At 69.7% G+C, this 19,974-nt stretch carries 19 protein-coding genes; 9 read left to right on the forward strand and 10 right to left on the reverse strand.

Translation table 11 applies throughout. From position 1 onward, the window contains the following. Positions 1-30 precede the first annotated feature (30 nt). Genes aroA through bcp form a run of 3 tightly spaced genes read left to right on the forward strand, consistent with a single transcriptional unit; the run spans position 31 to position 2,906 of the window. Positions 31-1,356, forward strand: coding sequence for a 3-phosphoshikimate 1-carboxyvinyltransferase (gene aroA, locus MRBLMX7_RS03505; RefSeq protein ID WP_363366223.1), 1,326 nt, complete (start codon positions 31-33; stop codon positions 1,354-1,356). Further along, positions 1,353-2,423: a ribosome small subunit-dependent GTPase A gene (rsgA, locus tag MRBLMX7_RS03510; RefSeq protein WP_363366224.1), complete on the forward strand. Its 1,071-nt coding sequence runs from the start codon at positions 1,353-1,355 to the stop codon at positions 2,421-2,423. The genes aroA and rsgA overlap by 4 nt, the downstream gene beginning before the upstream one ends. A 9-nt stretch (positions 2,424-2,432) precedes the next feature. Continuing rightward, positions 2,433-2,906 (forward strand): thioredoxin-dependent thiol peroxidase, encoded by a 474-nt coding sequence (gene bcp / locus MRBLMX7_RS03515; RefSeq protein ID WP_363366225.1) that lies wholly within the window; start codon positions 2,433-2,435, stop codon positions 2,904-2,906. A 44-nt stretch (positions 2,907-2,950) separates the two neighbouring features. Here the strand turns inward: bcp and MRBLMX7_RS03520 are convergent, their stop codons facing one another. Continuing rightward, positions 2,951-3,334, reverse strand: coding sequence for a hypothetical protein (locus tag MRBLMX7_RS03520; protein ID WP_363366226.1), 384 nt, complete (start codon positions 3,332-3,334; stop codon positions 2,951-2,953). 234 nt (positions 3,335-3,568) lie between these two features. Between MRBLMX7_RS03520 and MRBLMX7_RS03525 the strand changes: the two genes are divergently transcribed. Next, a complete protein-coding gene (locus tag MRBLMX7_RS03525) occupies positions 3,569-3,817 on the forward strand; it encodes a WhiB family transcriptional regulator (protein WP_017203224.1) in 249 nt (82 codons plus the stop codon). A gap of 69 nt (positions 3,818-3,886) precedes the next feature. Here the strand turns inward: MRBLMX7_RS03525 and MRBLMX7_RS03530 are convergent, their stop codons facing one another. Next, entirely contained in the window at positions 3,887-5,371 is a 1,485-nt protein-coding gene (locus MRBLMX7_RS03530; RefSeq protein ID WP_363366227.1) for a sensor histidine kinase, read from the reverse strand. A 24-nt stretch (positions 5,372-5,395) separates the two neighbouring features. Next, the gene (locus MRBLMX7_RS03535; protein ID WP_050721343.1) at positions 5,396-5,782 is read right to left on the reverse strand and encodes an Rv3235 family protein; all 387 of its coding nucleotides are present in this window, start codon (positions 5,780-5,782) and stop codon (positions 5,396-5,398) included. A gap of 127 nt (positions 5,783-5,909) precedes the next feature. Between MRBLMX7_RS03535 and MRBLMX7_RS03540 the strand changes: the two genes are divergently transcribed. Continuing rightward, complete coding sequence (locus MRBLMX7_RS03540; protein ID WP_363366228.1) at positions 5,910-6,521, forward strand: hypothetical protein; 612 nt, start codon at positions 5,910-5,912, stop codon at positions 6,519-6,521. On the opposite strand, the gene MRBLMX7_RS03545 is transcribed toward MRBLMX7_RS03540, so the two are convergent. Further along, positions 6,509-6,787 carry a helix-turn-helix domain-containing protein gene (locus MRBLMX7_RS03545; RefSeq protein WP_363366229.1) on the reverse strand — a complete coding sequence of 93 codons (279 nt, stop codon included), beginning with the start codon at positions 6,785-6,787 and terminating at the stop codon, positions 6,509-6,511. The genes MRBLMX7_RS03540 and MRBLMX7_RS03545 overlap by 13 nt on opposite strands. Positions 6,788-6,885: 98 nt before the next feature. Here MRBLMX7_RS03545 and MRBLMX7_RS03550 point away from each other — a divergent pair, with 98 nt between their 5' ends. Together MRBLMX7_RS03550 and MRBLMX7_RS03555 are read left to right on the forward strand one after the other, a co-directional pair. Next, a complete protein-coding gene (locus tag MRBLMX7_RS03550) occupies positions 6,886-7,506 on the forward strand; it encodes an SAF domain-containing protein (RefSeq protein WP_363366230.1) in 621 nt (206 codons plus the stop codon). Further along, positions 7,503-8,735 carry an AAA family ATPase gene (locus MRBLMX7_RS03555; protein WP_363366231.1) on the forward strand — a complete coding sequence of 411 codons (1,233 nt, stop codon included), beginning with the start codon at positions 7,503-7,505 and terminating at the stop codon, positions 8,733-8,735. Before MRBLMX7_RS03550 ends, MRBLMX7_RS03555 begins: the two co-directional genes overlap by 4 nt. Here the strand turns inward: MRBLMX7_RS03555 and MRBLMX7_RS03560 are convergent. Next, positions 8,659-9,885: a pyridoxal phosphate-dependent aminotransferase gene (locus tag MRBLMX7_RS03560; RefSeq protein WP_050721346.1), complete on the reverse strand. Its 1,227-nt coding sequence runs from the start codon at positions 9,883-9,885 to the stop codon at positions 8,659-8,661. The two genes, MRBLMX7_RS03555 and MRBLMX7_RS03560, sit on opposite strands and share 77 nt — an antisense overlap. A 77-nt stretch (positions 9,886-9,962) precedes the next feature. Then, positions 9,963-12,770, reverse strand: a complete 2,808-nt coding sequence (secA, locus tag MRBLMX7_RS03565) for a preprotein translocase subunit SecA (protein WP_363366232.1) — start codon at positions 12,768-12,770, stop codon at positions 9,963-9,965. Between the two features lie 165 nt (positions 12,771-12,935). On the opposite strand from secA, the gene MRBLMX7_RS03570 reads away from it, so the two are divergent. Together MRBLMX7_RS03570 and MRBLMX7_RS03575 are read left to right on the forward strand one after the other, a co-directional pair. Further along, positions 12,936-13,541 (forward strand): PadR family transcriptional regulator, encoded by a 606-nt coding sequence (locus MRBLMX7_RS03570; protein WP_363366233.1) that lies wholly within the window; start codon positions 12,936-12,938, stop codon positions 13,539-13,541. Positions 13,542-13,604: 63 nt separating this feature from the next. Beyond that, positions 13,605-14,942 (forward strand): hypothetical protein, encoded by a 1,338-nt coding sequence (locus tag MRBLMX7_RS03575; RefSeq protein WP_363366234.1) that lies wholly within the window; start codon positions 13,605-13,607, stop codon positions 14,940-14,942. 87 nt (positions 14,943-15,029) lie between these two features. On the opposite strand, the gene hpf is transcribed toward MRBLMX7_RS03575, so the two are convergent. The 4 genes from hpf to mtrB all read right to left on the reverse strand — a co-directional run bounded on the left by hpf (position 15,030) and on the right by mtrB (position 19,972). Beyond that, positions 15,030-15,686, reverse strand: coding sequence for a ribosome hibernation-promoting factor, HPF/YfiA family (gene hpf / locus MRBLMX7_RS03580; protein ID WP_050721350.1), 657 nt, complete (start codon positions 15,684-15,686; stop codon positions 15,030-15,032). Between the two features lie 124 nt (positions 15,687-15,810). Further along, positions 15,811-16,467, reverse strand: coding sequence for a ComF family protein (locus MRBLMX7_RS03585; RefSeq protein WP_363366235.1), 657 nt, complete (start codon positions 16,465-16,467; stop codon positions 15,811-15,813). A 113-nt stretch (positions 16,468-16,580) separates the two neighbouring features. Beyond that, positions 16,581-18,302, reverse strand: coding sequence for an LpqB family beta-propeller domain-containing protein (locus MRBLMX7_RS03590; RefSeq protein ID WP_363366236.1), 1,722 nt, complete (start codon positions 18,300-18,302; stop codon positions 16,581-16,583). Beyond that, complete coding sequence (gene mtrB / locus MRBLMX7_RS03595) at positions 18,299-19,972, reverse strand: MtrAB system histidine kinase MtrB (protein ID WP_363366237.1); 1,674 nt, start codon at positions 19,970-19,972, stop codon at positions 18,299-18,301. Before mtrB ends, MRBLMX7_RS03590 begins: the two co-directional genes overlap by 4 nt. Between the last annotated feature and the right edge of the window lie 2 nt (positions 19,973-19,974).

A 19,974-nucleotide genomic window follows, 5' to 3' on the forward strand; every position in this document is an offset into this window, starting at 1 on the left:
GGCGACTCGTCTTCACTAAAGTGGGAACCGATGAGCGCTGACAGGTATTCCCCCGCCCCGGTCCGCGGCGCCTACACGGCCCCGACCGCCTCCGACGCCGTGCACGCCACCGTGACGATTCCAGGCTCGAAGTCGCTCACGAATCGCGAGCTCATCATCGCAGCGATCGCGGACGGCCCCGGTCGTCTCGTGGCGCCTCTGCACTCCGACGACTCCCGACGGATGGTCGACGCGCTCCGCGCGCTGGGCATCGGGATCGAAGAGGTCGAGGGATCGGGCGAGTTCGGTCCGGACCTCGTCGTCACTCCCGCCAAGCTCGTCGGCGGCTCGACCGTCGACTGCGGCCAGGCCGGCACCGTGATGCGCTTCATCGCGCCGCTCGCGGGACTCGCGGCGAACGACGTGCACCTCACCGCCCACGAGTCGGCGCTGCACCGACCGATGGGCGGGCTCATCACGGCGCTCCGCGACCTCGGAGTGGACATCGACGACGAGGGCACCTGGGCGCTTCCGTTCACGATCCGCGGTCACGGCCGCATCATGGGCGGGCGTGTGGAGATCGACGCCTCGGCCTCCAGCCAGTTCGTGTCGGGTCTGCTGCTCGCTGCGCCGCGCTTCGACGTCGGACTCCACCTCGTGCACACCGGAGAGCACCTGCCGAGCCTCCCGCACATCGACATGACGATCGAAGCGCTCAGCCGGCGCGGCATCCGCATCGAACGCCCCGCGCACGGCGAGTGGCTCGTCGAAGCCGGAGTGCCGCGCGCCAAGGAGATCGCGATCGAACCCGATCTCTCGAATGCCGCGCCCTTCCTCGGCGCAGCCCTCGTCACGGGAGGCTCCGTCTCCGTCACCGGCTGGCCCGTGCACTCGACGCAGCCCGGCGCGCTGCTGCCGGAGATCCTCCAGGCTCTGGGAGCGCACGTCGGTCGCCACAGCGGCACCATGACCGTCAAGGCCGGCTCCGAGATCCGCGGTCTCGACATGGACCTGTCTGCGGCCAGTGAGCTCACTCCGACGCTGGTGGGGCTCGCCGCCTTCGCGTCCGGGCCGACCACGATCCGCGGCATCGGTCACATCCGCATGCATGAGACGGACCGCATCGCGGCGCTCATCGCGAACCTCCGCGCCCTCGGAGGCGAGGCCGAGGAACTGCCCGACGGCCTGCGCATCATCCCTCGTCCGCTGCACGGCGGCCCATGGAAGGCCTACCACGACCACCGCATGGCGACGACCGGCGCGCTGATCGGACTGCGTGTCCCCGGTGTCGAGATCGACGACATCGGCACGACCGCGAAGACCCTCCCCGAGTTCACGATGCTGTGGGAGCGGATGCTGCGAGGCGCGTCCGCGTGAGCTGGCTCGACGACGCCGACGACCTCGAGGACGACTACGAGGAGTACGACGAGAGCAGCATCCGCACCCGCCCGAACCCGAAGGCCAACCGGCCGCGCACCAAGCGGCGTCCGGCGCACGATGACGCCCAGATCGGCCGGGTGCTCGGCGTCGACCGCGGGCGGTACTCCGTCATGCTCGACGAGAACGGCCCCGAGGAGCGCACCATCACGGCGGCCAGGGCGCGCGAGCTGCGCCGGACCCCGATCGTCACGGGTGACCAGGCACGCGTCGTCGGCGACACGTCCGGCGAAGAGGGCACACTGGGACGCATCGTCGGGATCGTCGAGCGCACCTCGCTCCTTCGGCGCAGTGCGGACGACACCGATCAGGTCGAACGGGTGATCGTCGCGAACGCCGATCAGATGCTCGTCGTGGTCGCCGCGGCCGATCCGGAGCCGCGCGCACGGCTCGTCGACCGCTACCTCGTGGCTGCTCTGGATGCCGGCATCCGGCCTCTTCTCGTCGTCACCAAGACGGACCTCGCAGACCCCACCTCGTTCCTCTCGCATTTCGACGGCCTCGACCTCCGTGTGTTCACCAGCGCGCGCGCGGAGATGCCGGTCGATGAGATCGGCGCGGCGCTCGTCGGCCACTCGACCGTGTTCGTCGGCCATTCGGGCGTGGGCAAGTCGACGCTCGTGAACGCACTCGTGCCCACCGCGCTGCGCGCCACCGGCCATGTGAACCAGGTCACGGGGCGAGGGCGTCACACCTCGTCCTCGACGGTCTCCTTGCGGTACGAGGGCGCTGACGGATCGGGCTGGGTCATCGACACCCCCGGTGTCCGCTCGTTCGGCCTCGGACACGTCGACCCGGCGAACATCCTCGCCGCTTTCACGGAACTCGCTGCGATCGCCGAGAACTGCCCGCGCGGCTGCACTCATCTCGCCGATGCTCCGGACTGCGCACTGATCGAGGCCGCGGAGCGCGGTGAACTCGGCGAGACGGGGCTCGCACGTCTGGATTCGCTGCAGCGCCTGCTGCAGACGTTCGCCGACAAGGCGGAGCAGACGCCCGGCCGATAGGCTGGACCCGTGACTGTGCGCCTGGAACCCGGAACCGCTGCCCCCGACTTCTCCCTGCTCGACCAGGACGGCGAGACCGTCCGGCTTGCGGACCTCCGTGGCGAGAAGGTCGTGCTGTACTTCTACCCCGCGGCCATGACTCCCGGATGCACGACGCAGGCCTGCGACTTCCGCGACAGCATCTCCTCGCTGCAGGGCGCCGGGTACCGCGTGATCGGGGTCTCGCGTGACGAGCCGGCGAAGCTGCGCGAGTTCCGCGAGCGCGACGGGCTCACGTTCACGCTGTTGAGCGACCCCGACCACTCCGCGCACCTCGCCTATGGCGCGTGGGGCGAGAAGATGAACTACGGCAAGGTCGTCGAAGGAGTTCTGCGTTCGACCTTCGTGATCGACGAGGACGGCACGATCGCTCTCGCGCAGTACAACGTGAAGGCCACGGGGCACGTCGCCCGGCTGCGCAAGCTGCTCGGCATCGACGCCTGAGCGCTCCTCTGCTCTGAGCGCTCCGCCTTCGCCGAGCGCTCCTCCTACTCTGAGGGGCTCGCGTTCTCCGCGCGCGTCGTGGCGATCAGCAGCACGAAGCACAGCAGCCCCGGCAGTCCGACGGCGAGGGTGAACACCCACGACACGGGCTGGATCGTCAGCGACGCCAGGGCCAACGCGATGGCGAGCACCTGGAAGACGATGCCGCCCGAACGCGCCCAGGATCGCCCCGTCCTGGTACCGATCGCGAAGGCTGCCAGCGCCGCCGCGCCGAGCAGGGTGAGCACGATCAGTGCGATCGCGGTGGGCAGAGATGCGGCATCCCCTGATCCGAGACCGACGATCTCGATGAGAGCGAAGACGACCAGCGCCAGCGCCTCGAGGGCGAGGATCGCAGCGGCCGCGAGAGCCAGGGCCGGTGAGCGCACGTTGTCTCCTGAGAATCGAATGAGAAGCGAAGAAACCCTTGATTTCGCCTGGTTCATGTAACAGAATAGACAGCGTCATGTGCTCCCACAGCGGCGTGGGGCGGGCTTCGTGCCCGCATCACAGAATGCGGGCAACCGTCCGTATCTCAACAGGGTAGCTGAACCCGAACTGCCACCCGAAATCCGCGTCGTCGCGCTGCGACGGCTCACAAGTCCCACACCGAGGAGCCCCCTATGGATTGGCGCGACAAGGCCGCCTGCTTGACTGTCGACCCCGAGCTTTTCTTCCCCGTCGGGAACACCGGTCCGGCGGTCGACCAGATCGAGAAGGCCAAGACCGTCTGCGCCACCTGCACCGTGACCGAGATCTGCCTGCAGTACGCCCTCGAGACCAGCCAGGACTCGGGCGTGTGGGGCGGGCTCTCCGAGGACGAGCGCCGCGCCCTCAAGCGCCGCGCCGCTCGCGCCCGCCGCGCCTCCTGACGACGACGAACGAAAGCGGCCCCGGACACCGTCCGGGGCCGCTTCGGCGTATCAGGCGTGGCCTCGCACTCAGGCGGTCAGCCAGCGGAGCGGAATGTCGATCACGACCTCCGTGCCCTCGCCCTCGCTCCCCCGCCACTCGATCGAGCCGCTCAGCTCGCCCTGGATGAGGGTGCGGATGATCTGTGTGCCCAGTCCCTGCCCGACTCTGCCCTCGGGCAGGCCGTGCCCGGTGTCGCGGACGATGACACGCAGGTTCTCCTCCGTGCGGGTCGCATCGATCGTCACGATGCCCTCCTGACCGGCCAGACCGTGCTCGACGGCATTGGTCACCACCTCGGTCAGCGCGAGCGCCAGCGGCGTGGCGTACTCGCTCGGCAGCACCCCGAAACGACCGGTGGACTGGGTTCGCGCGCGGGTGTTCGGCGCCGAGGCGACCTCGGCGACGAGCTTGAGCACTCGATGGAAGACCTCGTCGAAGTCGACCTTCTGCGTCAGCCCCTGCGCGAGCGTGTCATGCACCACCGCGATCGCGTCGACGCGCCGCATGGCCTGGGTCAGCGCGTCTCGCGCCTCGTCCGAATGGGTGCGTCGCGCCTGGATCCGCAGCAACGAGGCGACCGTCTGCAGGTTGTTCTTGACGCGGTGATGGATCTCGCGGATCGTCGCGTCCTTGGTGATGAGCTCCTGCTCCTGGTGCCGGAGCTCCGACACGTCGCGGCATAGGACGATCGCGCCGATGCGGGTGCCGTGGTCCTTGAGCGGGATCGCGCGGAGAGACACCGTCACACCCCGCGCCTCGATGTCGGTGCGCCACGGGGCACGACCGGTCACCACCACGGGGAGCGACTCGTCGACCTGACGAGACGGCGGCACGAGGCGGGTCGTGACCTCGGCCAGCGACTCCCCCTCGAGCTCGTCGTCGAAGCCCATGCGGTTGAACGCGGAGAGGGCGTTGGGGCTCGCGAACGTCGTGATGCCGTCGACGTCGATGCGGATCAGTCCGTCCGAGGCGCGCGGGGCCCCGCGACGGGGAGAGGTCGGGGCCGCGAGGTCGGGGAAGCTCCCGTCGGCGATCATACGGAACAGGTCGTTTGCGCATTCGTCGAACGTGATCTGCTGCCGGGACGGCGTGCGCGCCTCGCCGAGGTTGGTGTGCCGTGTCACGACGCCGATGACCGACGGGGCACGTCCGGCGTCGCCGCGCACATTCACGATCGGCACGGCCCGAACTCGGGTCGGGGTCTCCTCGAACCAGTCGGGTGACGAGGAGTCGACGATCTCCGCGGAGTCGAATGCGCCCTGCACCTGCGTGCGCCATTGCGGACGGACCCGCTCCCCGACGATGTCGCGGTAGAAGAGGGTGGCTGCCCCACTGGGGCGGGCATGGGCGACCGCGATGAACGACCCGTCCTCGGTCTGCACCCAGACGACGATGTCGGCGGAGGCGAGGTCCGCGAGAAGCTGGCCGTCACCGGCGAGTCGATGGAGCCATTCGACGTCGTTGTCGGTCAGGCGGCCCTGAGCGTGGGCGAGATCACTGAGTGTAGACACCCGTCCAGCCTAGAGCGCACCGGCTCACAGGATCGCCAGCGATGTCGAGCGCCACCGACGATCGAGCCCCTCCAGGCGGATCGCGACAGCCCTGGTGCGTCCGGGCCCCGCGACCACGACGACCGCCTCGACGATGCCGTCCGCGGGCTCCGAGGCGCGGATGCTCAGGATCTCGAACGACGGACGCGCCGGTGGCACACCGCGCGCACTGCGGGCCCGCGCGGACAGGTTCGCACGGGTCACCAGGCTGCGGTAGGCGTCCTCGCTGAACCAGCGGGCGAGCTGATCGACCTCCCTGATCCCTGCGAGGACCTCGAGCACGCCTCTCGTCAGGCTCCGCAGCAGCGGCAGCGGGTCCGGCAGCTCGAGGCGTGGTGTGGGCTGCGGGCCGAAGTACTCGTGAAGCGACATCTGGGACCTTCTCCGTCCGGGGAACTGCGGTCAGTAGAGCACGCGGGATCACACCGGATCGGGGCTTCCGCCGAAGTGTGTGGATAACTCGTATGCCCGAACCATGCGGTCGCCTACCGTGTCTCGGGTGCACTGGGATCGTCTGTTCGAAGACCTCGAGGGTCAGCTCGCCTCCGAGTGGGAGAGCGAGCGCGCCGCGCTGGATGCCGAGTCGGAGCGTCTGCGCATCTCCCGTCTGGACCTGCGGGACCGGCTGCGGGTCCTCTGCGACTCCGGGGCCGCGGCCACGGTCGACGTCGCGGGCGGCGATCGCATCCGCGTGCGCCTGCAGGCCCTCGGCGCGGACTGGACGGCCGTGGCCCTGGCGGAGCCCGAGGGCGCCTTCCGGGCTCGCGCGACCCGGATCGTGCCGGTGCACGCGATCCGCGGGATCGGGGTCGACCACGGCCAGCTGCTCGCGAGCCTGGACGGCGCCGACCGCGACGACGGAGTGCTCCAAGAGCGGATGACCCTCGGCTTCGTGCTCCGCGACCTCGCGCGCCGTCGGGTCCCGGTGCGCGTCCTCAGGGTCGGAGACTCAGAGCTGCACGGGACGATCGACCGCGCAGGGGCGGATCACCTGGATCTCGCGGTCCACGATGCCGGCGCGCCGCGGACCGTCAGCGCGGTTCGCAGCTTCTGCATCGTGCCGTTCAGCTCTCTCGCCGGGGTGCAGATCGTCGGGGATCATATGCCCTGAGCGCGGACGCCGCCCCACAGCTCGGGGAAGCTCGCTTCGTTGGCCTGACGCCACAGCGCCATGCGCCGCGCCTCCTCGACCTGCTCTGCGAGGTATCCGGCGAGGCTCGGCTCCTCGATCCGCCATCGCGGCGGCGCACCGAGCCTCGATCCGCGCAACCGCCCCTGGTACACGAGCTCGACGACCTCGTCGACCTCGATGCCCAGCAGCTCCGCCACCTGCGCGGGAGCGAGGTAGCGCGCGGCAGGGGCGGAGGACTCGGACATGCCCCCATTCTCCCCCTGTGGCGGTCATGCTCCCCGATCCATCCGACGGTGTGGATAACTCGCGGAGTCCACCGCCGATTTCTGTTTGCATGTCCCGCATGAGCATCCTCCCCCGACCCCGTCGCGCGTTCTGGGTCGACCTCCGTTTCGTCATCGGCCTCGCCCTGATCGCCGCATCGATCGCCGGCGTCGGGCTCGTGGTTTCCTCCGCGGGAGCGACCTCGCCCGTCCTCCAGGCCTCGCGCACGATCGTGCAGGGCGAGGTCGTGACGGCCGACGACCTGCGTGTCGTGGAGGCGAACCTCGGCCCGCTCGTCGACGACTATCTCTCCCCCGCATCCGTGCGGGAGGGCGTCGTGGCCGCGCGCACTCTCGACGAGGGCGAGCTCGTCCCGCACTCGGCTCTCGGGGACCCGGAGGCGAGCCGCACGACCACCGTCGTCATCGCGAGCAGCACCGGTGTCCCCCGCGACGTCGTCCCCGGGACCGTGGTGGAGTTGTGGGAGACCCCGGAGGCCACGGAGGACGGCCTGGTCGGTGCGCCGCGCGTCCTCGTCGGCGACGCGATCGTGCACTCACTGGTCGCGGATGACAGCGTGCTCTCCGGCGGACACACGGGTGTCGAGATCGTGATCGAACGGAGTGCGGTGACGGACGTGCTCGCCGCGATCGCCGGAGGCGCGCAACTGGCGATCGTCCCCGTCGGGACCGACCGATGACCACGGTGCTGATCGGCCTCCCCGAGCCGCGCGCTGGCGCCCTGGCCGCCGAGCTGGAGCTCGAGGGGGCCGTCGCGATGATCGCGCCGGCCGAAGCGCTCCTCTCGTCTCTGGCGGGCGCCGACGCCGTCGTCGTCCCCGCACGACGCGAGCTGCTGACGCCCGCGTTCATCGCTGCCTGCGACCGCGCAGCCGTGCGGGTCGTCCCGGTGGGCGATCATGACAGCAGGGCGCTCGCGCGACACGGGCTGCCTGCCACCCTCGCCGCGGACGCGCCCGGCTGGGAGGTGCTCGCCGCACTCGGCGACGCCGACCCCCTGCCACCGTCGGAGCACGACGGAGACCACCGCATCATCGTCGTGTGGGGCTCGCACGGCGCACCGGGCCGCTCCACAGTCGCGGTGCAGCTCGCGGTCGAGCTCTCTCGCCACGGGCGGCGGACCGCACTCGTCGACGCCGATACCGTCGCTCCGTCGCTCGCCCTTGTTCTGGGGCTGAGCGATGACGCACCCGGAATCGCCGCCGCCTGCCGACGCGCAGAGCTCGGTTCCCTCGACGATGCCGAGCTCACCCGGTTGGCGGTCGCCCTGCCGACGAGCGCCGGCGAGATCGCCGTCCTGAGCGGGATCAACCGTCCGTCGCGATGGCCGGAGCTCTCAGCCGAGCGTCTCCGTGCGGCACTCGGCGCATGTCGGGCCTGGGCCGAGGACTGCGTGGTCGACGTGTCCGGCGCCTTCGACGCCGACGACGAGGTGACGTTCGACATCGCCGGGCCTCGCCGTCACGCCGCGACGACGTCGGCGTTGGCCGAGGCGGACGCCGTCGTCGCCGTCGTCGCCGCCGACCCGCTGAGCATCAGCCGTTTCCTCCGCGATCACGCCGAGCTGCGCCGTCTCATCGGAAGCGCCCCGCTGCGGATCGTCGTGAACAAGGTGCGGCCGGGTCCGCTCGGACTCGATGCGCGCGGTCAGATCCGTCGCACCCTCGAGAGGTTCGCGGGCGTCACGGACATCGCCTTCCTCCCGGTCGACCATCGTGCGACGGACTCCGCGCTGCTGCAGGCGCGCCCGCCGTCCGACGTCGCCCCGCGCTCGGCGTTCGTCGCCGCCGTACGGCGCGTCGCGGCAGAGCTCGCCGCAGGCTCCGCCCCGACTACTGCCGGTAGCTCGCGAGGAAGTTCCCGAGCCGTTCGACGGCCTCGGCGAGGACGCGCGGCTCCGGGAGCGTGACGATGCGCAGATGGTCGGGAGTGGCCCAGTTGAACCCGGTGCCCTGCACGAGCAGGATGTGCTCGGACACGAGGAGGTCGTAGACGAGCTTGGCGTCGTCCCTGATCTCGTGCACGTTCGGGTCCAGTCGAGGGAAGGCGTAGAGCGCTCCCTGGGGCTTGACGCAGGATACGCCGGGGATCGCTTCGAGACCCTGCCAGGCGACATCTCGCTGCTCGTGCAGCCGTCCCGTCGGCGCGATCAGCGCGTCGATGGACTGCACACCGCCCAGCGCCGCCTGTACCGCGTGCTGGGAGGGCACGTTCGGACACAGGCGCGTCGAGGCCAGCAGCGTGATGCCCTCCAGGAACCCCTTCGCGTGGGACTGCGGGCCCGTGATCACGAGCCATCCCGAGCGGTAGCCGGCGACGCGGTAGGTCTTCGACAGGCCGTTGAAGGTGAGGCACAGCAGGTCCGGCGCGACGGTGGCCGTGGGGATGTGCACGGCATCGTCGAAGAGGATGCGGTCGTAGATCTCGTCGGACAGCAGCAGCAGCTCGTGCTCGCGCGCGATCTGCACCATGCCCTCGAGGATCTCCTTCGAGTACACGACACCCGTCGGGTTGTTCGGATTGATGATGACCATCGCCTTGGTGCGCGGCGTGATCTTCGAGCGGATGTCCTCCAGATCAGGCTGCCACTCGTCGTCCTCGTCGCAGACGTAGTGGACCGGGGTGCCGCCGGCCAGACTCGTCATGGCCGTCCACAGCGGGTAGTCGGGCGCCGGGATGAGGACCTCGTCGCCCTCGTCGAGCAGCGCCTGCATGGTCATGGTGATGAGTTCGGACACGCCGTTGCCGAGGAAGACGTCCTCCGGGTCGAAGCGCGGGAAGCCCTCGATCTGCTCGTAGCGGCTCACGACCGCGCGACGTGCCGACACGATGCCCTTGCTGTCGCTGTAGCCGTGGGCCGTCGGCAGCGCCGCGAGCATGTCGTGCACGATCTGATGAGGGGCCTCGAAGCCGAAGATCGCCGGATTCCCCGTGTTGAGCTTGAGGATCCGGTGGCCCTCTGCCTCGAGTCGCGCCGCCTCGACGAGCGTGTTTCCACGGATCTCGTACAGGACGTTCTTGAGCTTCGACGACTGGTCGAAGTGGCGCGATGGGGTCATTGCGCAAGCCTACAGGGACGCGAAGAGGGCCACTCCGCACGGAATGGCCCTCTTCTCGCGACGCGTGTCCCCGCGTGCTACTTCTTCTTCTTGGACTGTGCGCGACGCTGCTCGCGGTTGCCTGCGGCCGGCGCCTCGGCATCCGTGCGCTGACCGAAGGCGCCGCGCGGAGCATCCTGCTGCGGCTCCTCCTGCTGTCCTGCCTGCGCCCGAGCGGCCGCCTGCCGCATGCGGTCGGTCGCCGCCTGCTGAACCTGGCCGCGCTCGTTGCGGACCTCGACCTCACCGGCGTCGTTCGCCGCCGAGTACTCGAGTCGCTGCTCGCCCGCGCCGTCCGACAGGCCCTTGGCCTCGACCTCGGCGGTCTCGGAGTCCCCGGCGCGACGCACCTCGACCTCGAGGTTGTAGAGGTAGCCGACCGACTCCTCCTTGATCTGACCCATCATCGACTGGAACATCGCGTAGCCCTCGCGCTGGTACTCGATGAGCGGGTCGCGCTGGGCCATCGCGCGGAGGCCGATGCCGTCCTTCAGGTAGTCCATCTCGTAGAGGTGGTCGCGCCACCGGCGATCGAGCACCTGCAGCACCACGCGACGCTCGAGTTCACGGGTCGCGGCCTCGCCCAGCGACTCCTCGCGCGCCTCGTACGCGATCTTCGCGTCGGAGAGCAGCTCGCGGGTCAGGCCGTCGGCCGTGATTCCGCCCTTGCGGTCCGCGGCCTCCGACACGACCTCGTCGATCGTGACACTGACCGGGTACAGGGTCTTGAGCTCCGTCCACAGGGCGTCGAAGTCCCAGCTCTCGTTGTGGCCTTCGCCCGTGTGATCGCGCACGACGCCGCTGATCGCATCCTCGATGAAGTGCTGGACGCGGTCGGCGATGTCGTCGCCCTGGAGCATGTGCCGACGGTCGGCGTAGATGGCCTCGCGCTGGCGGTTGAGCACGTCGTCGTACTTGAGGACGTTCTTGCGCATCTCGGCGTTGCGTGCCTCGACCTGCGACTGGGCGCTGCGGATCGCACGGGACACCAGGCCCGACTCGATCGGGACGTCGTCGGGGAAGTTCGTGCGCGCCAGGATCGCCTCGGCCGCGCCGGACTGGAACAGCCGCATGAGGTCGTCCGTGAGGCTCAGGTAGAAACGGCTCTCGCCGGGGTCGCCCTGACGGCCGGAACGTCCGCGCAGCTGGTTGTCGATGCGGCGCGACTCGTGGCGCTCCGTTCCGAGCACGTACAGGCCACCGGCCTCCTGCACCTTGGTGGCCTCCTCGGCCACGACGGACTTCATGGACTCGTACGCCTCGTCCCAGGCGACCTCGTACTCCTCGGGGGTCTCGACGGGGTCGAGTCCCTTGCTCTTGAGCTCCTGCACCGCGAGGAACTCCGCGTTGCCGCCGAGCATGATGTCGGTACCACGGCCGGCCATGTTGGTCGCGACCGTGACCGCACCGAGGCGGCCGGCACGTGCGACGATCTCCGCCTCGCGTGCATGGTTCTTGGCGTTGAGGACCTCGTGCTTGACGCCCTTCTTCGCGAGCAGTCGCGAGAGGTACTCGCTCTTCTCGACGCTGACCGTTCCGACGAGCACGGGCTGGCCGGCGGCATGACGCTCGGCGATGTCCTCGACGACCTGCGCGAACTTCGCGGTCTCGTTCTTGTAGACGAGGTCGGACTGGTCCTTGCGGATCATGGGACGGTTCGTCGGGATCGGGATCACGCCGAGCTTGTACGTCGACATGAACTCCGCCGCCTCGGTCTCGGCGGTACCGGTCATGCCGGCGAGCTTGTCGTACAGACGGAAGTAGTTCTGCAGCGTGACGGTCGCGAGGGTCTGATTCTCCGCCTTGACCGGCACGCCCTCCTTGGCCTCGATCGCCTGGTGGATGCCCTCGTTGTAGCGACGACCCACGAGGATGCGACCGGTGTGCTCGTCGACGATCATGACCTCGTCGTTCATGACGACGTAGTCGGTGTCCTTCTTGAACAGCGCGAGCGCCTTGATCGAGTTGTTCAGGAACGAGATGAGGGGCGTGTTCGCGGACTCGTACAGGTTGTCGATCCCGAGGTAGTCCTCGACCTTCTCGATTCCCGGCTCGAGCACACCCACGGTGCGCTTCTTCTCGTCGACCTCGTAGTCCTCTCCGGCCACGAGTGTGCGGGCGATCTTCGCGAACTCCGCGAACCAGCGATTGGCCTCGCCGGACGACGGTCCCGAGATGATGAGCGGCGTACGCGCCTCGTCGATGAGGATCGAGTCGACCTCGTCGACGATCGCGAAGAAGTGCTCGCGCTGGACGAGATCCTCCTTGCGCCATGCCATGTTGTCGCGCAGGTAGTCGAAGCCGAACTCGTTGTTCGTGCCGTAGGTGATGTCGGCCGCGTACTGCTCGCGGCGCACGGCGGGAGTCTGACCGGACACGATGATCCCGGTGGTCATGCCCAGCGCGCGGAACACCCGCCCCATGAGCTCGGCCTGGTAGCTCGCCAGGAAGTCGTTGACGGTGATGATGTGCACGCCCTCGCCCGCGATGGCGTTGAGGTATGCGGGGAACGTCGCCACGAGGGTCTTGCCCTCACCGGTCTTCATCTCGGCGATGTTGCCGAGATGCAGCGCCGCACCGCCCATGATCTGGACGTCGTAGGCGCGCATGCCGAGAGTCCTCCGGGCCGCCTCCCGCACGGCCGCGAACGCCTCCGGCATGAGCTGGTCGAGCGTCTCGCCCTTCTCGAATCGCGCACGCAGCTCGGTCGTCTCGTTGCGCAGCTCCTCGTCGGTGAGCTTCGAGATGTCCTCTTCCAGCGCGTTCACGGCCTTCACCACCTGGTTCAGGCGACGGATGACCCGTCCTTCGCCGGCGCGCAGCAGCTTCTCAAGAGGATTGGCCACAGATGTCATCTCCCTGTCGATGGGTCCGGCGGCGCCGTCGGTTGGGGCGTCGCGCCAGGCATACCTTGCCATGTTACCGGGCCGTGACCTGCACGTGGCCTGCATGGCGCGCCGCCTGTCGGTTTCCGAGTATGCATATAGTGGTCCTCGACTCCAGGAGGCCTCATGTCGGTGCGCCAGACGCTGCTCGCGATCCTCGTCCAGGGACCGTGCTACGGCTATCAGCTGCGCCACGAGTTCGATCGCCGCACCGGGTCGGTGTGGCCGCTCAACGTCGGGCAGATCTACAACACGCTCGAGCGGCTCGAGCGCGACCGCCTCGTGCAGCGCGGAGCCGCGGACGCTCAGGGGCATGTCTACTGGGAGATCACCGCGGCGGGAGCGGACGAGGTCGACCGCTGGCTCCTCGCCCCGGTCGCACGCAGCACCGTGGCCCGCGACGAGCTGACGATCAAGATCGCGGTCGCCGCCACACTCCCCGGGGCCGACGCCGGAGAGATCATCGATCGACAGCGAGAGGAGAGCACGTCAAGACTCCGCGACCTCCTCGCCCGCCGTTCGTCACACGACGACGTGGACGCCGAGGGCCTGGCGCGCTCGCTGGTGCTGGACTCGCTGATCTTCGCGGCAGAAGCCGAGCTGCGCTGGCTCGATCATGTGCGCACGCGTCTCGCGGAGCATCCGCAGCATGCTCTGGCCCTCGAGCTCGACCCCGAACGGCCCCGGCGCGGGCGACCGGCCCGCATCGCCGGCTCCGTGCTCGCCGTCTGATCCCCGTTCGCCTGGAGCGGATGCACAGCCCGTCTGAAGCCCCGGGAAACTAGGATCTGAGACATGGCTGGAATTTGGGGCAGACGCAAGCGCGAGCAGGAAGAACTCGCCGCACAGGACGCCGATCTGGCGCGCCGGGCCGAGCAGGCGCTGGTCGCCGCCGACGAGCGCATCCGGTCCACCTCCGACGAGCTGGTGTTCGCGCAGGCCGAGCTCGGCGACTCGCTCACGGGCGACCTGTCGAAGGCACTCGACGCGGTGCGCACTCATCTGCGCGAGGCCTTCCAGCTCCACCAGCTCAACCACGACGAGATCCCTGACACCGCGGAGGAGCTCCGCACGCGCAACGCGCGCATCGTGCAGCTGTGCGACTGGGCGCAGGATCTTCTCGATGAGAAGACGTCCGACCTCGCCGAATCGATCGCGAAGGTGCGCCGCGCCCCCGAGATCATCGCGCAGGTGCGTGCGGACGCCGCCGCGCTCAGCTCCCGGATCCCACACACCAACGACACCGTCGCGCGGCTCTCGGCACGCTACGCGGATTCGGCCATGCACCAGATCACCGCGAGCGCCGCGGAGGCCGAGCAGCTGATCGCGTTCGCCACGCACGGCGCCGACGTCTCCGAACGCAGGCGCGAGGCCAAGCAGAACGAGGAGGCGAACCTCGCGCTCGAGACCGCCACCGAGGCGACACGTCGCGCCTCCGCGCTGCTCGACGCCGTGGAGGACTTCGAGATCGAGGCGCTGCGCGCCGAGTCCACGCTCGCCGAGGTCGTGGCCGACTCGCGAGGAGATCTCATCGCCGCGCGCACCGCCCCGCAGGTACCCGCCGTGGCCGCGGCCGTGAGCGACCTGCAGAACGCGCTGAGCGCGCTCTCCCCTGCTGGCTCCCCCGGCGACCCCTTCGCCGAGCTCTCGCAGCTGCGCGCTGCCAACACCGCTCTCGACGACGCGATCGCCAAGGCTCGCCACCGCGCGGAGCATCCGTTGCCCAGCATCGCGCAGGTGCAGCATGCGATGGACGACGCGGACCGACAGCTCGGCGTGGCCCGCGGACTCATCTCCGGCCACCGCGGCTGGATCGGTGCGGATGCGCGCACCCGGCTCGCGGAGGCCGAGCGACTGCGCGTCGACCTCGCAGATCTCCTCCCCGCCGAGGACACACGGGACCAGGCGCTGGCGAGTGCACGCCGCGTCGCGCACCTCGCGGCCGAAGCACTGCAGCTCGCTCAGCGCGACATCGACTCCTCCCGCCCGCAGGACCAGGGCTGGGGCGGCGGAGACGGCTGGGGCGGCGGCGGTTGGGGCGGCGGCGGACGCGGCGGCGGCGGCGGCGGAATCGCCTCCGGCATCCTCGGCGGCCTCGTGATCGGCAGTCTCCTCGACGGCATGTTCGACTGAACCGCCAACTATCCGGGCGGATGGATCCCCCGGACCGAGAACGGCCCGCCTCGTGTCGAGGCGGGCCGTTCTCGTCTCATCGAGCGGTCAGGATGCGAGCGCCTCGGCAGGGGGCGCCTGGGTGTCGAGCGCGATCACGCCGTAGTCCCAGCCCTTGCGCCGGTAGACGACGCTCGGGTGGTCGGTGCGCGCGTCCACGAACAGGAAGAAGTCGTGACCGACGAGCTCCATGCGGTCGACGGCCTCCTCGACCGTCATCCACTCGGCGTCGAAGCTCTTGGTGCGGATGACGACGGGCGAGTAGGTCTCGTCCTCGTCGCTCTGCACGGGCACGCTGCCGGTCGCCACGGCTCGCAGGACGTCTGCGGACGCGGGCTCGACGTCGATCCCCTCGAGGGAGCCGCTGCCCTTCTCGAAGTGCGCTCCGCGGGGATGCTGTCGGCCATCGACCCGCTTCTCCTTGGCGCGACGGAGCTGCTCGGACATCTTGTCGACCGCGAGGTCGAGGGCGACGAACTTGTCGCCGTCCGTGGCCTCGGCCCGGACGATCGGCCCCTTGCCGACGAGCGTCAGCTCCACGGTCTCCTCGGGGACCTGCCCGTTGCGATACACCCGATGGGTGACCTTGATGTCCAGTCGCTGCGCCCGCGCGGCGAGCGTCTGAATCCTGGCGATCTTCTCCTCGACAACGGACCGGAAGCGATCGGTGATACCCACTCCGACGCCGACGATGCTCGTTTCCATTGCTGCCTCCTTGTCCCGGTCCTCCCGGCCAAGGGCGGACCGTGGTCGCCTTGTGACCCCCCACGGTAGTCCGCATGCGACCGGATGTCACGGGTCATTTCCTCCGTGTCGCCCATGCGGTTGCTCAGGGTTCGCTGTGACGCGGCGTGGCGGCGAGCGCGACCGCGGAGGACACCCGGTATCCCGCGTGCGCGAGAGTCGTCGCCGCCTCGTCGAGCGTCGCTCCCGTCGTCATCACGTCGTCGACGAGGATCACCTCGCGTCCGCCGCCTCCACTCCGTGCGCGCATGCTCCCCCGCACATTCGCCGCTCTGTCGGCGGCGTCGAGACCTCTCTGATCGCGTCGACCGGGAACCGTCGAGAGCACGCGCAGCGGACGATGCCCAGCGCCGCGGATCAGGACCTCGGGCACTCTGAACCCTCTCCGACGCATCGAACGCCGCGAGGTCGGCACCGGCACCAGAGCCGCGGACGGAACCGGGGAGCGGGCGATCGCTGCCGCGAGCGCTGCACCGAGCGGGCGTACGAGGAGAGTCTCCCCGTCGTCCTTCAGGCGTCGGACGCAACGCGCGCGGACGCCGTCGAACGGCAGGGCCGCGCGGACGGCGAGACCGCCCGGGGTGCGCAGGTCGATCGGAGCGGCGGACAGCTCTCCCCTGCACGCCTCGCACAGGATCACCTCGGGAGCGCCGCAGCCCGCGCAGCACGCGGCGAGGAGCAGACCCAGGACTTCCGTGCCGAGCGAGCGGAGGGAGGCGGGGAGACGGAGGTCGCCGAACATTCCTCGAGCATCGCCCACCGCTGCCGCGGGGGAACGCGATGCCCCGGCGTGTGCCCGGCGTCTGTGCAGAGCCGGATCAGGCTGGTCGGCCGTGCAGGAGGGGTCCCGGCGGGTCAGTGACCGGCGCGGGTGCCGAGCAGGAGCACGCCGTCGGTGGACTCGCTCCACGCGGATCCGCTGCGCGCGAAGACGGAGCCGTCGGAGGAGAGGATCCGGACGCCGGAGTTCGAGCGGGACCCCGCGATCGAGATCGCCGCGGTCGGTGCCGCCTCGACCGTGCCGGCGCCTCCCACGATCTGGGTCAGCACCGTGCGGTCCTCACCGGAGCTCAGCACGCCGAGGCGGTCCTGCCCGAGCCACACGAGTCCGAGCGCAGCGTCGTCGAGCTGGGCGACCTCCTCCGTCGGCCCGAGCTCGGTCGGCGTACCCGTCTCGTCACGGATGATCGCCGACACGACGAGCCACTGCTCGCCGCCCACGACGATCACGGCTGCGATGCGCGCGCCGTCCACGGAGACGCGGATGGCCGACACCTGCGAGGCCTCGGGCCACGCCGAGGCGATCTCGAGCGCCCGGACGTCCGTGCTGATCGCCTGCAGCGCCGCGGGCGCGCTCGACGGCACCGACCAGGTGTAGTCGAACGGATCCATCGACGGGCGCACCAACAATGCCCGGGGATCGAGTTCGTCGAAGTTGCCGTCGCCCGCCATCCAGACGTGCCCGTCGGCGAGCTGCACGGCAGCGTGCGCTCCGCTCGCCGACACGTCGATCGCGGCGACCGGCTGGGTGAGGGCGAGGACCTCTTCGGTCACCCCGGGCAGAGGCGTGATCTCGCCCCCGACGAGGGTCCCGAAGGTGCCGTCCTTGAGCACGAGGCTGCCGCCGTCCGGCGGATCCTCGACGATCTTCGCGACGCCGGCCTCCAGGGGGCGACCGTCGACGGTGAAACGCACCTGGTTGATCTGCACTTGGGACGCCGTGAAGGTCGCCTGCAACTGTGTCCGCATGCGTGCGAGAGTGACGGGATCGAGGCCGAGGGCCGCCCGGTTGAGCGCGACCTCCGCGACCTGGTCGGCGTCGATGGGCACCGCGTCGCGCGCCAATTGCACCCCGGCGGGGAACGCGCTCTGCACGGCCGGGTCGAGCCACGGGCTCGGCGCCCCGCCGATCAGCGTCTGCGCGATGGTCGTCGCTACCGTCGCGCGCCGCGGGAACCAGCGCACATCGGGCACCAGCCGCTCCCAGGTGACGTCGTAGTACTGCAGGGCGTAGTCGTCGTACACGCGGGAGAAACGCGCCTCGTCGAGGACGACGCCGTCCGGCGCCTCGGAGATGCGCCACTGCCCGTCGCTCTTCACCACCACGAACGCCGAGTTCGACGCTCCGATCGCCTCGCTGTAGGCGCCGGTGCCGTCGACGCTCGCGATCTGGTCGAAGGTCACGCGCACGTCCGCGCGATCGCCGTCCTCGGTCTCCGCGTCGTTCTCCACGTTCGAGTCGAAGGACCGGGTGGACGCGCTCACGTCGACCGACACTCCCGTTCCGGGACGCCAGGTCGCGGCAAGATCGGGCGTGAGGAACGTTCGTGCAGTGTCCCAGTTGTCGGCCGGGGTGATCGCCGCTTCCATGAAGCCCTCCACGATCGCAGCCGGCCCCGCCCCCTCGGCGGGGCCCGACGCGAGCGGGAGGAAGTCCGGATCCTCGGGAGAAGCGCCGAGGGCGAGACCTGGCTGGACGTCTCCCGTCGTGGGGAGCCCCGTGCAGCCCGACAGCAGCAGCGCTGCGACGACTCCGACCGCGAGACCTCGGAGTGCACGGCGAGCACGCGCGTTCATTCCAGACTCCCTCGATCGAAGAGCTCGGCGGGGAGGTCCGCGAGCTGGATTGGCTGCGTCGCATCGCCGACCTCGCCGAGCGCGTCCTGCGGCTCGACGGGGATGGGCGATGGCCCGTCGAGCATCTCGCCCCGCGGGATGGTCAGGACGAAGTTCGTGCCGACGCCCAACTCGGACCAGACCGCGAGGGTGCCCCCGTGCAGCGTCGCATCGCCGAGGGCGATGGAGAGGCCGAGGCCGGTGCCGCCGATCGTACGCTGCCGCGAAGGGTCCGCGCGCCAGAAGCGGTCGAACACGCGTTCGGCATCCGCCGGGTCCATACCCAGTCCGAAATCGTGCACCCCCGCCGCCACCGCATGCTGGTTGCTGTCGACCGTGACGACGACCGGACGACCTTCGCCGTGTTCGATCGCGTTGCCGATCAGGTTGCGCAGGACGCGACGGACGCGCCGCGGGTCCATGTCCACGGGCGAGTAGCCGCCCGGCGCCACGAGTCGCAGTTCGCTGCCGCGACCGTCAGCGAGCGGTCGCATCTGGTCGATCACGTCCTCCGCGAGATGCGCGAGACTCGTCGCCTCCAACTCGAGCTGCACCGACCCCGCATCGTAGCGACTGATCTCGAGGAGGTCGGAGAGCAGCGTCTCGAAGCGCTGGACCTGGGTGTGCAGGAGCTCGGTCGTCCGCGCCGTCGTCGGGTCGAACTCCTGCTTCTGGTCGTTGAGCATGTCCGCCGCCAGACGGATCGTGGTGAGCGGCGTGCGCAGCTCGTGCGAGACGTCCGACACGAAGCGCTGCTGCACGAGCGACAGTTCGCCGAGCTCCTTGATCTGCGCCTCGATGCTGTCGGCCATGGCGTTGAACGAGCGGCCGAGCGTCGCGAGCTCGTCCTCGCCGTGCACATCGATGCGGACACCGAGGTTGCCGGCCGCGAGCCGTGCGCTGGTCTCCGCGGCCTGGACGATCGGAGTCGACACCGTCCGCAGGATGACGAAGGAGATCGCGGCGACGATGGCGACGAGGCCGATGCCCGCGATCCACAAGGTCCGCTGGACGAAGGTGAGCGTGTTGTCCGCGTCGGCGAAGTCGTAGGCGAAGTAGACCGCGAACGGTCCGGCTTCCGGCACCTGGAGCTGCTGCCCGACGATGACGCCCGGCACACTTCGGCCTCCGATGTCGAGCGAGACCGATTGCCACGACTGCCAGTCGTCGAACTCGACGACTCGATTGCGCAGCGCCGGGGTGATGAAGTTGGCGCTGAGCCCTGCGGTGAAGCCGTTCAGGGGCCCGGCGACGTCCTCGTCGATCCGGAACCCGGCGAGTCCCTCCGCCGTGGAGTTGCGGCCGAGATCCTCCTGCACACTGTCCCACAGTTCGGACAGCGCGCCGGGGTTGTCGCCGAGTGCGGTCGCGTCGAGTGTCATCTGCGCCTGATCGATGGACCGCCGGGCGTCTTCGAGCGCCTCGTTCTTGCGCGACTCGAACAGATCGCTCTGGATCACGAGCGCCATCGTGACGCACGTGATGAGGATCGCGGTCGAGGTGAGCAGGAGTGTGATCGTAAGAGTCCGGAACCGCAGCGAGCGACGCCAGAGGGCACCGAGCACCCCCGGCCAGCCCCGCCAGTCGCGCAGGACAGCGATCGCCGTGGTGGTCGCTGTCGTCGCAGCCATGA

Source organism: Microbacterium sp. LMX7-1.2, from assembly GCF_040675935.1.
Taxonomy (GTDB): Bacteria; Actinomycetota; Actinomycetes; order Actinomycetales; family Microbacteriaceae; genus Microbacterium.

Excerpts from the sequence above, each read along its gene's own strand:
- aroA (WP_363366223.1), top strand. The coding sequence starts at position 31 with ATGAGCGCTGACAGGTATTCCCCCGCCCCGGTCCGCGGCGCCTACACG.
- MRBLMX7_RS03525 (WP_017203224.1), top strand. The coding sequence starts at position 3,569 with ATGGATTGGCGCGACAAGGCCGCCTGCTTGACTGTCGACCCCGAGCTT.
- MRBLMX7_RS03535 (WP_050721343.1), bottom strand. The coding sequence starts at position 5,782 with ATGTCGCTTCACGAGTACTTCGGCCCGCAGCCCACACCACGCCTCGAG.
- MRBLMX7_RS03545 (WP_363366229.1), bottom strand. The coding sequence starts at position 6,787 with ATGTCCGAGTCCTCCGCCCCTGCCGCGCGCTACCTCGCTCCCGCGCAG.
- MRBLMX7_RS03550 (WP_363366230.1), top strand. The coding sequence starts at position 6,886 with ATGAGCATCCTCCCCCGACCCCGTCGCGCGTTCTGGGTCGACCTCCGT.
- MRBLMX7_RS03555 (WP_363366231.1), top strand. The coding sequence starts at position 7,503 with ATGACCACGGTGCTGATCGGCCTCCCCGAGCCGCGCGCTGGCGCCCTG.
- MRBLMX7_RS03560 (WP_050721346.1), bottom strand. The coding sequence starts at position 9,885 with ATGACCCCATCGCGCCACTTCGACCAGTCGTCGAAGCTCAAGAACGTC.
- MRBLMX7_RS03570 (WP_363366233.1), top strand. The coding sequence starts at position 12,936 with ATGTCGGTGCGCCAGACGCTGCTCGCGATCCTCGTCCAGGGACCGTGC.
- MRBLMX7_RS03575 (WP_363366234.1), top strand. The coding sequence starts at position 13,605 with ATGGCTGGAATTTGGGGCAGACGCAAGCGCGAGCAGGAAGAACTCGCC.
- hpf (WP_050721350.1), bottom strand. The coding sequence starts at position 15,686 with ATGGAAACGAGCATCGTCGGCGTCGGAGTGGGTATCACCGATCGCTTC.
- MRBLMX7_RS03585 (WP_363366235.1), bottom strand. The coding sequence starts at position 16,467 with ATGTTCGGCGACCTCCGTCTCCCCGCCTCCCTCCGCTCGCTCGGCACG.
- MRBLMX7_RS03590 (WP_363366236.1), bottom strand. The coding sequence starts at position 18,302 with ATGAACGCGCGTGCTCGCCGTGCACTCCGAGGTCTCGCGGTCGGAGTC.
- mtrB (WP_363366237.1), bottom strand. The coding sequence starts at position 19,972 with ATGGCTGCGACGACAGCGACCACCACGGCGATCGCTGTCCTGCGCGAC.